Below are 13,166 nucleotides of genomic sequence, written 5' to 3'. Positions count from 1 at the left end.
GGCAACTACTCAAACCAACTCTTGAATTTATCCCAAAGGGTTTTAGCCCGCTGTGGAAGTTTGGCATCGATAATTTCTTGCTTGGTTTGGTCAATCAAATTCTGAGCCCGAGCCTTGATATCTTTGATTTGGTCTTGGTAATTGCCTGTACTTGGGGTTGGTGCAGGTTGAGCTGGTGACTCAATACCATTTTGAACATAGGCATTTTCCACTGTAAAGTCTGTTCCAGCTGTATTTGGTAAGATGGATGCAGCAACCGTTTGAAAGACATTTGGTGCCATCCAAGAATTATTGCCATCGATGTAATGCTGCTCATCTGTCTTTTCAAATCCGACCCATTGGCTGATGACCAAGTCTGGCGTATAGCCAATAATCCATTGATCATTGGTCAAATTAGGATTAAAGCTGGTTTCTGTCGTCCCTGTTTTTCCTGCAAGGGTATAACCATATACATCGGCATTGACCCCAGTCCCATTGGTGAAGGTTCCCAGCATCATCGAGGTCATCTTATCTGCTACCGACTGATCCATGACCCGGCTGCTTTCTTCCTTGTGCTTGACCAGAACTTTTCCACTTGCTGTCTCAATCCGTGTAATCAGGTGACCATCTTTCATCACTCCAGCATTGGCAAAGGCTGAATAGGCTTGCGCCATTTCAAGGGGATTGGTGGATACACCGCTTCCGATTGCCACTCCCAATACAGGATCGACCTTGTCCATATTGAGACCGAATTTCTTGCCGTATTCAAAGGCCTTATTAATCCCCAAAGTATTGACCGTTGCGACCGCAGGTAGATTGTAAGACACGGCTAAGGCTTGATACATCGGAACCGTGTCGGAAGTTGAATAGTCAAAGTTATGGAGCGTATAGGTCCCGTAGGTTTCAGTATGATTGTCTAGTTCCTTGTTCATCGACCAGCCTGCTGCAATGGCGGGCGTATAGGCCACCAAAGGTTTAATGGCAGAACCTGGACTGCGCTGAGATTGGGTCGCAAAGTTAAAGCTGCGGAAGGTTGGATTTTCCGAACTATTGACCCGCCCTACAAGCGCACGAACACCACCTGTTTTGGGATCCATCGCAACACTTGCAGCTTGAGCATAGGAGCCGTCATAGTTCGAGGCTGGAAAAAGCGATTCGTTATCATAAATCAGCTGCATGCTGGCTTGCGAATTTTGATCCAATTCCGTGTAAATACGGTAACCGTTATTGATAATATCACTTTCTTTCAGACCGTATCGGTCAATGGCTTCTGCCATAACAGCGTCAAAATAAGACGGGTAGCTGTAATTGCTCTGCTTGCCTCCGTAGGTATCATTCAGCTGACTAGCCAAATCAATCTGGGCATTCGCATCTGCGGTCGCCTGATCTAGATAGCCTGCATCTACCATGGCCTGTAGCACCGTATTTCTTCGATTGGTCGCATATTCAAGGGAATAGTAAGGATTGTAGATTTCAGGACCTTTGAGCATTCCTGCAATCACCGCCGCCTGCTCAACCGTCAGTTGACTCGCTGATGTCCCAAAGTATTTCTGACTGGCATCTTCAACGCCCCAGACACCGTTGCCAAAATAGGCATTGTTGAGATACATGGTCAGAATCTCTTCCTTGCTGTATTTTTTATTGATTTCAAGGGCTAGGAAATACTCTCTGGCCTTTCGGCTGATGGTCTGGTCTTGGGTCAGAAAGGCATTTTTGGCTAACTGCTGGGTAATGGTGGAGCCACCGCCTGATCGTCCCAAGGTCAGGATTGCAAGAATGGTCCGCTTGTAGTTGATCCCAGAATTTTTATAAAAGGTGCGGTCTTCCGTAGCTATAACAGCCTGCTGTAAATTGGGGCTAATCGCATCTAGCTCGACATAGGTCCCTTTTTGACCAGAAAGGGCACCTGCTTCATTGCCGTCCTTGTCATAGATGACTGTGGTTGCTTTTAAGGCAGCCTGTAAATCTCCAACATTGGCGGTCTTAGCAAGGAAAAAGAGATACCCTCCTACGGTCAAAACCAGTAGCCCCATCAAAATCAAGGCAATCTTGGTTAACTGATATCTTCTCCAAAACTTGCGAATAGGCTCAGGAATGCGGGATTTCTTCTTGGGTTTCGCTTCGTGGTCGGTAGGCTTGCGCCGACTGCGGCGCATCTGACGGCCTTCTGCAACTAAATCTTCATCTTCTCTTACATCGTATTGGTCCATAACCCTCTCTCTTTCTACTTAATTTTGTACCATTATACTACATTTTGCGCCATTCGACCCGATAGAACCTTCAAAACGGCTTGTAGGAGCTGGAAAAGCCTTTCAATTTATGGTAGACTAAAAAGAAAGCGCTAACAAGAACGGAGAGCCCCATGTATCATCCTTTCAAAAAAATCCGTCAAGAATACCGTGAAACTCGTGGCAGGTCAAACGAAGATTTTTTAGAATGGTTTCTCAAGCGCCATCTCTCTGATAAAGGAAAGATTATCCTGATAGTTCTTTGCTGGCTTGCTTGGACGCAAATGTGGATTTATCCTGCCCTCTTTGTCTACCTGTTCGAAGGCGTTGTCGTCCTGTGTCTCCTCTATGGCATTGCCTTTTTAGTGACCCATCGCAACCATCGCAAATGACAGATTGTCATTTGTTTTTTCATTTGAGCGATAGCGCATAGATTGTGGTAAAATAGAAATATTCTGATTGAAAAGAGGCATTTGAATGACGGAACTGTATGATATTACGATTATTGGAGGCGGCCCTGTAGGTCTATTTACTGCTTTTTATGCGCATTTACGCCAAGCTAAGGTAAAAATCATTGACTCCCTCCCCCAACTGGGTGGTCAGCCTGCTATTTTGTATCCTGAAAAGACCATCTTGGATATTCCAGCCTTTCCACGTCTGACAGGTCAGGAATTAACAGACAATCTCCTTGCGCAATTAGAACCTTTTGAGACCAGCATTTGCCTCAATGAAACCGTGACGGGTATTGCACAAGGCGAGCATTTCACCATTACCACTTCAAAAGGGGAGCATGCTTCAAAGGCTATTATCATCGCTATGGGAGGCGGGGCTTTCAAACCGCGTCCGCTAGAGCTTGAGCATGCGGAGGACTTTGAAAACATTCACTATCACGTGGCCAATATCCAGCAATATGCGGGGCAACATGTGGTCGTGCTTGGAGGAGGAGATTCTGCGGTGGACTGGTCACTAGCCTTTGAGCCAATCGCTAAAAGCACTCAAATTGTGCACCGGAGGGATCACTTCCGTGCTATGGAACATAGTGTCGAAGCCCTCAAATCATCCACGGTGACGATTCATACTCCCTATATTCCTAAAGCCCTTCAAGGAGAAAATGGACTTGCGACAGCAATTGAATTGACCAAGGTCAAAAGTGATGAAAGCCTGAACTTGCCCTTTGACCATCTCTTTGTCAACTACGGTTTCAAATCGTCTGTCGGTAGTTTGAAGGAATGGGGACTGGAGTTGCAACGCCATCGCATTCTCGTCAATAGCAAGCAAGAAACTTCTATCCCGGGTATCTATGCGGTCGGTGACTGTTGTTCTTACGAGGGAAAAGTGGACTTGATTGCAACGGGTCTGGGTGAAGCCCCGACTGCTGTTAACAACGCCATGCATTTCATCAATCCTGCTGAAAAGGTGCAACCAAAGCACTCTTCAAGTTTGTAAGCCTATGAAATATACCATTACCATTCCTGCTCAATTTCCCGCTATGACGGTAAAGGAAGCCTTGGAAGATTACTTTTTGATTCCGCGCAAAATTCGCCATTTCCTGCGCACCAAAAAACATGTCCGCGTAAACGAGCAAGTCATCAACTGGCAGAGCCCGATTACGGCAGGTGACCAGCTAGAACTCATCTTTGATGAGGAAGATTATCCCGAAAAAGCCATTCCTTGGGGGAAAAGTGAATTAGTCGATGTTCTCTATGAGGATGAACACCTGATTGTGGTCAATAAGCCTGAAGGCATGAAGACCCATGGCAATGAGCCGACTGAAATCGCCCTGCTCAATCATGTGTCCGCTTATGTCCAGCAAACCTGCTATGTCGTGCATCGTCTCGATATGGAGACCAGCGGTGCGATTGTATTTGCCAAAAATCCTTTTATCCTACCGATTCTCAATCGACTCTTGGAAGACAAGGTGATTTTCCGTGAATACCTGGCCCTCTGCCAAGGACGATTCCCAGAACACACACAGACCATAACAGATAAAATCGGACGCCACCGCCATGACAGACGCAAACGAGTGGTCGACCCGCAAAAAGGGCAGCCAGCCCTTACCCATGTCACTCGATTAAAAACACTAGGAAAAACGAGCCTTGTTGCCTGCCAGTTAGAAACGGGACGAACACATCAAATCAGAGTCCATCTCTCTCATCACGGATATGCCATTATCGGAGATCCTCTCTACAGCACGATTCCTGCTAGTAGGCTCATGCTCCATGCCCACAAGCTCACCTTTACTCACCCTTTTACCCTTGAGATAATTTCTGTTAAGGCAGTATCAAGTAGTTTTGAACAAGGGTTGGGAAATCGCTAGCTATCACCGAACATAAATAAGACTAAAGGAGACAAGATGACAAAAACATCATCGCAACAACTCTGCCTCTATGGCCTACTATTACTCGGAGCTAATTGGGGCTTGGGGTTTCTCAGCTACTTCTTCACTGGTACTACCTACTATGTTATCAAAACAGGCTTACTGGCCTGTATTTTCTACCTAGTCGGGCATCACTTTCTCCATTTAACAATGCCACTAAAAGCTCGTATTGGAGTAGGAGAGCAATTACGGGTCAACTGGATCAATTTTGTCTACCTCTTTCTCGTCTGCATTCCTCTGTTGGTCTTTGGACTTGTAGAACATCTGAACTATTTGCCCGTTGCCTTGATAACGGCTCTGGGAGCTGGATTTGTGGAAGAGTACATTTGCCGTGGCATTCTGTTACAAATCGCCTTTAAAGACGGGCTGCATTCTTACAAGAATGTCCTGCAAGCTGTCCTTCTGTCAAGTTTGGTTTTCGGACTGGCTCATCTGGGAAACCTACGTACTCAACCACTTGATGTCACCCTATTTCAGGTTTACTATGCTATGGCAATGGGAATCTACTTTTCTGCCGTTGTCATTCGCACGCGCAGCTTGTGGTGGACAATTTTTATTCATTTTATGATTGACTTTGCTGCCATTTTAGCAACTGCGGGTACAGACTCCACCTCAAAACCAAGACTCGTTCCCTTTCTCATCTGGCTATTTGTCACGGTTATCGCCTTTATTCTCATCCGACCAAAACAAATCCAACGGCTGATAGACAAGCAAATCTGGCCCTAGGAATGATTTCAGAGATCGTTAAGAAAAATTTAAGTTTATTGCGCTATACTGTATCTATCCTAAAAAACTTTTCTTTTTCATAAAATCTCCTCAAACACTCTGTGATTTACTGATATCTCGGAGTGTTTGTTTTTCACCCGATTGTCCCACTTCGGCTTCTTTGTGATATAATAAGAAGATGAACAATCTTGTGATAACTGTAGATAAGAGACAGAAAGAGAAAATCAAGGCCTACTATACTGCCTACCAACAGCCGAGTAACAATCCCTATGTAGAGGCATTTTTCAAGGTAGATGGCGTCAGCATCACCCTTTATCAGTCTGGAAAGGTCATGTTTCAGGGAGAACACGCTAATCTTCATGCCCAGAAATGGGGATATCAAGCAGAAAAAACAACTCCCAAGCAAGACCTGTCGCAGCAGGTTCCCATGATTGGAACAGACGAGGTGGGAAATGGTTCTTATTTTGGTGGACTTGCGGTCGTTGCGAGTTTCGTCACTCCAAGCGACCATGCCTTTCTCAAGTCATTAGGTGTTGATGATTCCAAACGATTGACAGACCAAAAAATCTGCCAAATCGCACCCTTGTTAAAAGAGAAAATTCCGCATCAGGCCCTGCTACTTACCCCCAAAAAATACAATGAGGTCATTGAACGAGGCTACAATGCGGTCTCTGTCAAGGTTGCCCTGCATAATCAGGCGATTTTCCTGCTTTTGCAAAAGGGAGTGGCACCAGAACAGATTGTCATCGATGCCTTTACTAGCAGCAAGAACTACAATCGCTACCTGGCTCAAGAAGCCAATCGCTTTCCAAATCCTGTCACATTAGAAGAAAAGGCCGAAGGAAAATACTTGGCTGTCGCCGTATCATCCATTATCGCACGTGCCATGTTTTTAGAAAATTTAGCCCAATTAAGCCACGAAATCGGGTATTCCCTACCCTCTGGTGCTGGGAAAAAGTCTGATTACGTCGCGCGCGACATCCTTGCCCAATACGGCATGGCAGGACTAGAAAAAACTGCCAAACTGCACTTTGCCAATACCCAAAAGGCACAAGCGCTTTTATCACATCGTAAATGAGGTTTTATCAATGAAACATTTTTTGAAAGAATGGGGCTTCTTTTCCTTTATTCTCGTACTGATTCTGCTTTCCAGATTATTTATCTGGAGTTTGGTGAGCGTTGAAGGACATTCAATGGACCCCACCTTGCGCGACAAGGATGCACTAGTCATGCTAAAAATTGGAAAAATTGACCGCTTTGACATCGTAGTCGCAAGCGAGATAGATGATGCTGGCAAAGAAAAATTGATTGTAAAACGCCTCATCGGACTGCCTGGCGACACTATCCACTATGAAAATGACACTCTCTACGTCAATGGCCAGGAAGTTAAAGAAAAATATTTGGAAGAGTATAAGGCAGCATTTGCCAAAGACAAGCTCCAATCCACCTATTCTTATAACCCAAACTTTCAGGCGAGTGCGCAAGACGCATCAGCTTTCACCTTAGACGCACAAGGGAACTCTACTTTCACCATCGAAATCCCTGAGGGGCAATACTATCTCCTAGGAGACGATCGCCTCGTATCAGCAGATAGCCGTAAAGTCGGAACCTTTAGAAAAACGGCCATCAAGGGTAAAATCATCTCCCGTGTCTACCCATTTAATCGTATCCAAGGCTTTTAAAATCAATCACAGGCTTATCAAGCGCATATCCAGCATCAATTCGCACCTGGAGAGCGAGTGGCTTGTGATTTTTCAATAGCTTATAGAACTAGGAACTGATATGAGTGAAGTTTATTTTACAGGAACCATTGACCGCATCATCTTTGAAAACCCGTCCAATTTTTACAAAATTTTGCTCCTTGAGATTGAGGATACCGATAGTGACTATGATGACTATGAAATCATCGTGACAGGAACGATTGCTGATGTCATTGAGGGGGAAGATTATCAATTTTACGGACACTTGGTCACCCACCCTAAATACGGTCAACAGCTACAAATCACGCGCTATGAACGCAGCAAACCAACCTCTGCTGGCTTGGTCAAGTATTTTTCTAGCGATCAATTTAAGGGAATCGGGCGCAAAACTGCTGAGAAAATCGTCGAACTCTACGGCGAAAATACCATCGACCACATCTTAGCTCAACCTGAAAAGCTGACGCAAATCACAGGACTTTCTGCTAAAAATCGTCAGGCATTTATTGAGAAACTGCGCTTCAACTATGGAACAGAGGTCACTCTGGCAAAGCTGGCAGAATACGGCATTCCCAACAAACTCGCCTTTCAAATCCAAGACCAGTACAAGGAAAAAACGCTGGACATCATCCAAGAAAATCCCTATCAACTGGTAGAAGATGTTCAAGGGCTGGGCTTTACCATCGCCGATAAGATTGCAGAAAACCTAGGGATTGCAAGCGACTCGCCGCAGCGTTTTCGAGCGGCCATGCTCTTTAGTCTGATTCACCAGTCCATGGAAACAGGCGATACCTATGTCGAAGCCCGTGACCTACTCGAACACACCATAGAAGTGCTGGAAACAGCCCGCAGAGTGGAGCTAGACCCTGCCCTTGTCGCACAGGAATTGACAGGCTTGATTCAAGATGGCAAGGTCCAGCAAGTAGACACCAAAATCTTTGACAACTCCCTCTTTTTTGCAGAGCAAGGCATTCACAAGCAACTCAAACGCTTGCTAGACAAGCAAGAAATCCACACCTTTCCTGCTGAAAAGATTGATGAAGCCATCGCAGAAGTCGAGCAAGTCTCTGGTTTTCGCTACGATACGATTCAAAAGCAGGCCATTCACCAAGCCCTCAACAATCCCCTCTTTATCCTAACTGGAGGACCCGGAACTGGTAAAACAACGGTCATCAATGGTATCATTTCCATCTACGCTATGCTCCATGGAATCAACCTGACCAAGGTGATGGGAGATTGCCCGATTTTACTAGCTGCGCCAACAGGTCGAGCGGCTAGGCGGATGAATGAATTGACGGGACTTCCAAGTGCGACCATCCACAGGCATCTGGGCTTGACCGAAGGACAAGAAGAAAGCTACCGCGATGACTATCTAGATGCTGAATTTATCATCATTGACGAATTTTCCATGGTGGACACTTGGCTTGCCAATCAGCTCTTTCAGCATATTTCCTCCAATACACAGGTCTTGATTGTCGGTGATGCCGAGCAGCTCCCGTCTGTCAGCCCCGGTCAAGTCCTCGCTGACCTGCTGAAAATTCCCGCTATCCCAAGCATTACCTTGGAAAAAATCTTCCGACAATCCGATGATTCAACCATTGTGACCTTGGCTAATCATATCCGTCAGGGACATCTGCCCCCTGATTTCCGAGAGAAAAAGGCTGACCGTTCCTACTTTGAAGCCCAGAACGAACAGATTCCCGCCCTCATCGACAGAATTGTCAGCGCAGCCGTTCAGTCTGGAATCAAGGCACAGGAAGTCCAAATCCTTGCCCCCATGTATCGGGGTCAAGCAGGGATTGACCAGCTCAATATCACGACCCAAGCCCTCCTCAATCCGCTCGCAGAAGGCCAACTGGAATTTCTCCAAAATGATACCCATTTCCGCCAAGGAGACCGCGTCATTCACTTGGTCAATGATACCGAAGCCAATGTCTTTAATGGGGATTTGGGCTATATTACAGACCTTCTACCTGCCAAGTATACCGATTCCAAACAAGACGAAATCACGATTAATTTTGACGGTAGCGAAATCGTCTACCCCCGCAACGAATGGTACAAAATCACCCTGGCCTATGCCATGTCCATTCACAAATCGCAGGGGAGCGAGTTTCAGGTGGTGATTCTGCCCATCACACGGACCAGCTACCGCATGCTCCAACGCAACCTCCTCTACACCGCCATTACTCGCTCAAAGAGCAAGCTCATCCTTTTGGGAGATTACAGCGCCTTTGACTACGCGGTAAAAAATGCAGGCACCGTCCGCAAGACCTACCTCAAAGAACGCTTTGATACAGGGCAGACCGAGCTGATGCTGGAGACCGACACCACATCAGACATAGCCCCAGAAGAGGCACCCCAATCCTACATGCTCACCGAAGAAAACCTCCTCAGCATTGACCCCATGATTGGCATTACTGAAGAAGATATTCAGGCATTTTTCAAGAATACGTAACCATCAAACTGAAGAAAAGTTCTTTTATGCTCCTTTTCTTAGGTGGTGCGGACGGTAGCGACTTCCTGCGGAGTAAAATAATCCAGTGGATTATTTTAGCCCGAGCCCAGAAACAAAGGAGCGAGGATAATCGATTTCTACGAAATCACGATTGAGTCCCACTCCCTACTTTTACCACAGCGAAAAGGAGCTGATGAGGCTCGCTCCGCTCGCGAAAATCGAAAAATCGAATGGTAAGTTAGCAGGACTTTTGAACTTGTTTAAATAAATCTTGGTTTATCTACGTTCTGACTGAAGAAAGCTCCCTTTCTTCAGTTTTTTTTTTGTAGATTTGTTGACATTTCCAGATTATAGGTGTATATTTAATATATAATAAAATTTGATATATATAAAATCAAAACGTATATTCAAAAACACTATAAGCAAAGGAGGTCTTGAGATGTATTTTCCTGTACCCGCTGTACTGACAGAATTTCTCATCCTAGCGATTCTGGAGTCCAATGATTCCTACGGTTATGAGATTAGCCAGACCATTAAGCTGATTGCCAACATCAAGGAGTCGGCCCTCTACCCCATTTTAAAGAAAATGGAGCAAAATGATTACTTGGCGACCTATTCCCGAGAATACCAAGGTCGCACTCGGAAATATTATGGCTTGACCCAATTGGGGCACGAGCACCTCATCAATCTCAAGGAAGATTGGGATACCTACACATCGACTATCAATGGCATCATAGAAGGGAGCATTCGTCATGACAAGAACTGAATACATGGAGCAGTTGGAAAAACACCTGAAAAAACTGCCCCACAAAGAATACCAAGAAGCCGTCAATTATTTTAAAGAATACTTTGATGATGCGGGTCCAGAAGGCGAAGCTGCCTTGATTGAAGAATTAGGCTCACCCAAGGAAGCCGCTAGCGACATTATCAACAATATCCTCGACCGCCATATCGAAGAAGAAATGACAGCCGAGCGAAAAAATAAGACCAAGACCATCTGGCTCGCTCTGCTTGCACTCTTATCACTTCCGATTGCGATTCCGCTCTTGCTATGCTTGATTGGAGTGCTCCTCCTCATCATCTCAGGAGTTGCAGGATTGATTCTTTCAGCCTTTCTTTTGGGCCTCGGTCTCATCGTGACAGGCGGCTACTTTATCTGGGAGGCCTTTTGTCTAGTTAACCAGTCTCTACCTGCCTTTCTCATGGGATTTGGGACCGGTATTGGTCTCATCGGTGGAGCTGCTATTCTCTACGTTGTAACAGGTCTCTTTGCTTACTGGTCAGGTCGCCTAGTCAAGACCCTCTTTCAATGGATTCTTAAGCGAGGTAAAACAGCATGAAAAAGAAAGTTACTATCACCTTATTAACTGGTTTTGTCGCCTTGATTTCTGGCCTGATTCTCTGCGGTGTCGGCTATTTTATGGGTGGCATTGAAGACATCGAAACCATGGCTACTCCTGTCTTGACAGAAGAAACCTATCAGGATATTCGAGAAATCCACCTCAATTTCCAAGCAAGAGAGGTGCGGGTTGAGCAGTCACCAGACGACAAATTCCATGTCCGCTATGCCAATTTCGATAATTTTCGCTATCACAATCTCTCCCTACACCAAGAGAAGCAGACCCTCACCGTAGAGGGGAACAATCCCACATTTCACATACAGGGAATCATGCAATTCCTAGGGCAGGAATTAGCCATTCATCGCAAGCACGAACTCCAAGAATTGGTAATTTCAGTTCCCAAAGGCAAAACCCTTGAAACCCTTTCTGGCTTTGGCTTTGCCTCTTCTATCTCATTAACCAATGTCCGCATCAAACACTTGGACTGGGGTGGCTATATCAATGGGGACAATGTGACAATGGAAGGCGGAACCATCAGTTCATCCGATATTGGAAGCCTTTATTTCGTGAACTCTCATTTGAAAAACATGACGATTGATGCGCCCGTTAGGACACAGTCCTACCAAACAAGCACCCTCGAAAATGTCACGATTCAAAAGGCCGCCTCCATCCACCTGCATGATGCAACGATTCTCGGCACCACCAAGATGGAGGCAACTAGTTTCTACCACACATACATCAACATCAACCTATCTGAAAAGAGCAAAAAAGATACCCAGCTCGATTTGGCAGTAACCTATGATTGGGATCTGCTGCGCGAACACTATTACTATCCAGAATATATCGATCCAGAAACAGATGAAGCGACCCAAGCGCAAGAAGAATTCCGCAAAGAACATCTGGAGCAGATGGGCATCAAGGCAGGTAGCGAGTACAAGGACGTCAAAATCGAAGAAAACAAAGACGGTGCCAAGGCAAGCTACACTCCAAAAGACGCACCAAATAAACTCATTATCCGTGCAACCAATGAACAAATCAACCTTGGAGCAGTGGAGTTGAGTCATTAAAAGCAAGAAAAACCAAAACATCAGTAGTCGAACACTACTGATGTTTTCATTTTCATCACTTTACACAATCTTTTCAAAGACCATCGTGGCTTGAATGCGGTCCCCTCCGCCCAAGCCTTTACTTCCACCATTAGCCGTTGTAATGGTGTGAAGCCGATAACCTTTTTGAACTTGCTGGTTGATGACCTGTTCTAGTTCCGTTAGATTGCCAGAACCTGTGCCCCAAAACTTCTCTTTTAATGTCACCTGAAGGACTACGTAATGTAGATTTTCCACGCCAGAAGCCACTGAAAAAGAACTTTCTTCTTTCATCGTATCAAAAAATCCCATCGTCTGCTCCTTTTCCTACACTTCCTCAAGAGTCACTTTTTCGAGCAGGTCTTGGTACTGCCCCTTATCCACCTCTGGGAAATACTGCAAGCAGTTGGCCGCAGAAAAGGCTGCCGCTTCACGCAAGTAGAGTTCAGGTGCTTCTTGTCGGCTCAACCCTTTGACTAGCACTCCCAAGTAAAAGTCACCTGAAGCAATCGGATTGAGCGCCTCCACCCGCAGAGGGGCTACTCGGAAGAAGCGTTCCCCAATTTTCGCTAGACTCCCCTTGGCACCCATGGTCACAATCATATTCTCATGAGGTGTTTTTTCTTTTAAAATCGCTAAAATCTGCTCTGGACTATTCTCGTCCAATTCTGGATAGATGTCCTTCAACTCCTCATTGTTAATCTTGACCAAACTTGGTCGGGATTGATAGGCTGCACGCAAGGCTGCGCCACTCGTATCCACAATGGTGTGCACTCCCGGGTGACGGTCAATCAATTGCTGGATGTAGTCATCTGGCATCCCCTTCATCAGGCTACCAGAAAAGACCAGCCAGTCTCCATCTGACAAACTATCTTCTAATTGACGGGTGAATTGCGCCAGCAAGTCTGCTGTCAAATCCAACCCCTTCTCGTAAAACAAGGTCACATCGCCTGTCTCTGTTTCCACATAAATGTTACAGGTGCGGGTATTTTGCGAGTTTTCCACAACCTGCAAGGCGTTGCCTTTATCCGCATTTAAGTCCTGAATATACTGGCCAATCCGACCTCCCAAAATAGTATGAATAACATAGTCAGACTCGCCATTTTCCTTGAGGGCGTAAGCGACATTAAAACTTTTCCCACCGGGATACTCCCTTACTTCGCTCGGACGAAGGGGAATATTTTTTTCAATCTGCTCTACTAAAAGCGTTCTGTCTAAAGCAGGGTTGGGACACACTAAATGAATCATGATACAAGGGCCTCCTTAGGCGTTTTCTTTT

13 protein-coding genes are annotated in these 13,166 nt (G+C 45.6%); 10 read left to right on the top strand and 3 right to left on the bottom strand.

The features are described 5' to 3' along the window. Positions 1 to 5: 5 nt before the first annotated feature. On the bottom strand, positions 6 to 2,189 hold the full coding sequence (gene pbp2a, locus BU202_RS06385; RefSeq protein ID WP_075104964.1) for a penicillin-binding protein PBP2A: 2,184 nt from the start codon (positions 2,187 to 2,189) through the stop codon (positions 6 to 8). Between the two features lie 152 nt (positions 2,190 to 2,341). Between pbp2a and BU202_RS06380 the strand changes: the two genes are divergently transcribed. From BU202_RS06380 to BU202_RS06335, 10 genes are all read left to right on the top strand, one after another. After that, positions 2,342 to 2,599 (top strand): hypothetical protein, encoded by a 258-nt coding sequence (locus tag BU202_RS06380; RefSeq protein WP_075104963.1) that lies wholly within the window; start codon positions 2,342 to 2,344, stop codon positions 2,597 to 2,599. 85 nt (positions 2,600 to 2,684) lie between these two features. Then, on the top strand, positions 2,685 to 3,653 hold the full coding sequence (locus BU202_RS06375) for an NAD(P)/FAD-dependent oxidoreductase (protein ID WP_075104962.1): 969 nt from the start codon (positions 2,685 to 2,687) through the stop codon (positions 3,651 to 3,653). 4 nt (positions 3,654 to 3,657) lie between these two features. Next, positions 3,658 to 4,524: an RluA family pseudouridine synthase gene (locus BU202_RS06370; protein ID WP_075104961.1), complete on the top strand. Its 867-nt coding sequence runs from the start codon at positions 3,658 to 3,660 to the stop codon at positions 4,522 to 4,524. Positions 4,525 to 4,560: 36 nt separating this feature from the next. Then, positions 4,561 to 5,310, top strand: coding sequence for a CPBP family intramembrane glutamic endopeptidase (locus BU202_RS06365; RefSeq protein WP_075104960.1), 750 nt, complete (start codon positions 4,561 to 4,563; stop codon positions 5,308 to 5,310). A gap of 178 nt (positions 5,311 to 5,488) precedes the next feature. Continuing rightward, entirely contained in the window at positions 5,489 to 6,388 is a 900-nt protein-coding gene (gene rnhC / locus BU202_RS06360) for a ribonuclease HIII (protein WP_075104959.1), read from the top strand. Positions 6,389 to 6,398: 10 nt separating this feature from the next. Further along, on the top strand, positions 6,399 to 6,992 hold the full coding sequence (gene lepB / locus BU202_RS06355; RefSeq protein WP_075104958.1) for a signal peptidase I: 594 nt from the start codon (positions 6,399 to 6,401) through the stop codon (positions 6,990 to 6,992). Between the two features lie 100 nt (positions 6,993 to 7,092). Beyond that, positions 7,093 to 9,462 carry an SF1B family DNA helicase RecD2 gene (gene recD2 / locus BU202_RS06350; RefSeq protein ID WP_075104957.1) on the top strand — a complete coding sequence of 790 codons (2,370 nt, stop codon included), beginning with the start codon at positions 7,093 to 7,095 and terminating at the stop codon, positions 9,460 to 9,462. Positions 9,463 to 9,901: 439 nt separating this feature from the next. Next, positions 9,902 to 10,228: a PadR family transcriptional regulator gene (locus BU202_RS06345; RefSeq protein ID WP_075104956.1), complete on the top strand. Its 327-nt coding sequence runs from the start codon at positions 9,902 to 9,904 to the stop codon at positions 10,226 to 10,228. Next, positions 10,215 to 10,802, top strand: coding sequence for a DUF1700 domain-containing protein (locus BU202_RS06340; protein ID WP_075104955.1), 588 nt, complete (start codon positions 10,215 to 10,217; stop codon positions 10,800 to 10,802). The genes BU202_RS06345 and BU202_RS06340 overlap by 14 nt, the downstream gene beginning before the upstream one ends. Next, entirely contained in the window at positions 10,799 to 11,869 is a 1,071-nt protein-coding gene (locus BU202_RS06335) for a DUF4097 family beta strand repeat-containing protein (RefSeq protein ID WP_075104954.1), read from the top strand. Before BU202_RS06340 ends, BU202_RS06335 begins: the two co-directional genes overlap by 4 nt. Before the next feature lie 60 nt (positions 11,870 to 11,929). Here BU202_RS06335 and BU202_RS06330 read toward each other — a convergent pair whose 3' ends face one another. Next, on the bottom strand, positions 11,930 to 12,199 hold the full coding sequence (locus BU202_RS06330) for a DUF4177 domain-containing protein (protein ID WP_075104953.1): 270 nt from the start codon (positions 12,197 to 12,199) through the stop codon (positions 11,930 to 11,932). 15 nt (positions 12,200 to 12,214) lie between these two features. Further along, complete coding sequence (locus BU202_RS06325) at positions 12,215 to 13,135, bottom strand: 1-phosphofructokinase family hexose kinase (RefSeq protein ID WP_075104952.1); 921 nt, start codon at positions 13,133 to 13,135, stop codon at positions 12,215 to 12,217. Positions 13,136 to 13,166 lie beyond the last annotated feature (31 nt).

The organism is Streptococcus cuniculi (assembly GCF_001921845.1).
GTDB lineage: Bacteria > Bacillota > Bacilli > Lactobacillales > Streptococcaceae > Streptococcus > Streptococcus cuniculi.
Note: the sequence above shows the minus strand (reverse complement) of the source record. Positions and strands in the feature narration are given on the sequence as shown.

Bases quoted from the DNA above. Each gene is read 5' to 3' on its own strand.
- BU202_RS06340 (WP_075104955.1), top strand. From the start codon at position 10,215: ATGACAAGAACTGAATACATGGAGCAGTTGGAAAAACACCTGAAAAAA.
- BU202_RS06380 (WP_075104963.1), top strand. From the start codon at position 2,342: ATGTATCATCCTTTCAAAAAAATCCGTCAAGAATACCGTGAAACTCGT.
- rnhC (WP_075104959.1), top strand. From the start codon at position 5,489: ATGAACAATCTTGTGATAACTGTAGATAAGAGACAGAAAGAGAAAATC.
- BU202_RS06335 (WP_075104954.1), top strand. From the start codon at position 10,799: ATGAAAAAGAAAGTTACTATCACCTTATTAACTGGTTTTGTCGCCTTG.
- BU202_RS06330 (WP_075104953.1), bottom strand. From the start codon at position 12,199: ATGGGATTTTTTGATACGATGAAAGAAGAAAGTTCTTTTTCAGTGGCT.
- BU202_RS06375 (WP_075104962.1), top strand. From the start codon at position 2,685: ATGACGGAACTGTATGATATTACGATTATTGGAGGCGGCCCTGTAGGT.
- pbp2a (WP_075104964.1), bottom strand. From the start codon at position 2,189: ATGGACCAATACGATGTAAGAGAAGATGAAGATTTAGTTGCAGAAGGC.
- recD2 (WP_075104957.1), top strand. From the start codon at position 7,093: ATGAGTGAAGTTTATTTTACAGGAACCATTGACCGCATCATCTTTGAA.
- lepB (WP_075104958.1), top strand. From the start codon at position 6,399: ATGAAACATTTTTTGAAAGAATGGGGCTTCTTTTCCTTTATTCTCGTA.
- BU202_RS06370 (WP_075104961.1), top strand. From the start codon at position 3,658: ATGAAATATACCATTACCATTCCTGCTCAATTTCCCGCTATGACGGTA.
- BU202_RS06325 (WP_075104952.1), bottom strand. From the start codon at position 13,135: ATGATTCATTTAGTGTGTCCCAACCCTGCTTTAGACAGAACGCTTTTA.
- BU202_RS06365 (WP_075104960.1), top strand. From the start codon at position 4,561: ATGACAAAAACATCATCGCAACAACTCTGCCTCTATGGCCTACTATTA.
- BU202_RS06345 (WP_075104956.1), top strand. From the start codon at position 9,902: ATGTATTTTCCTGTACCCGCTGTACTGACAGAATTTCTCATCCTAGCG.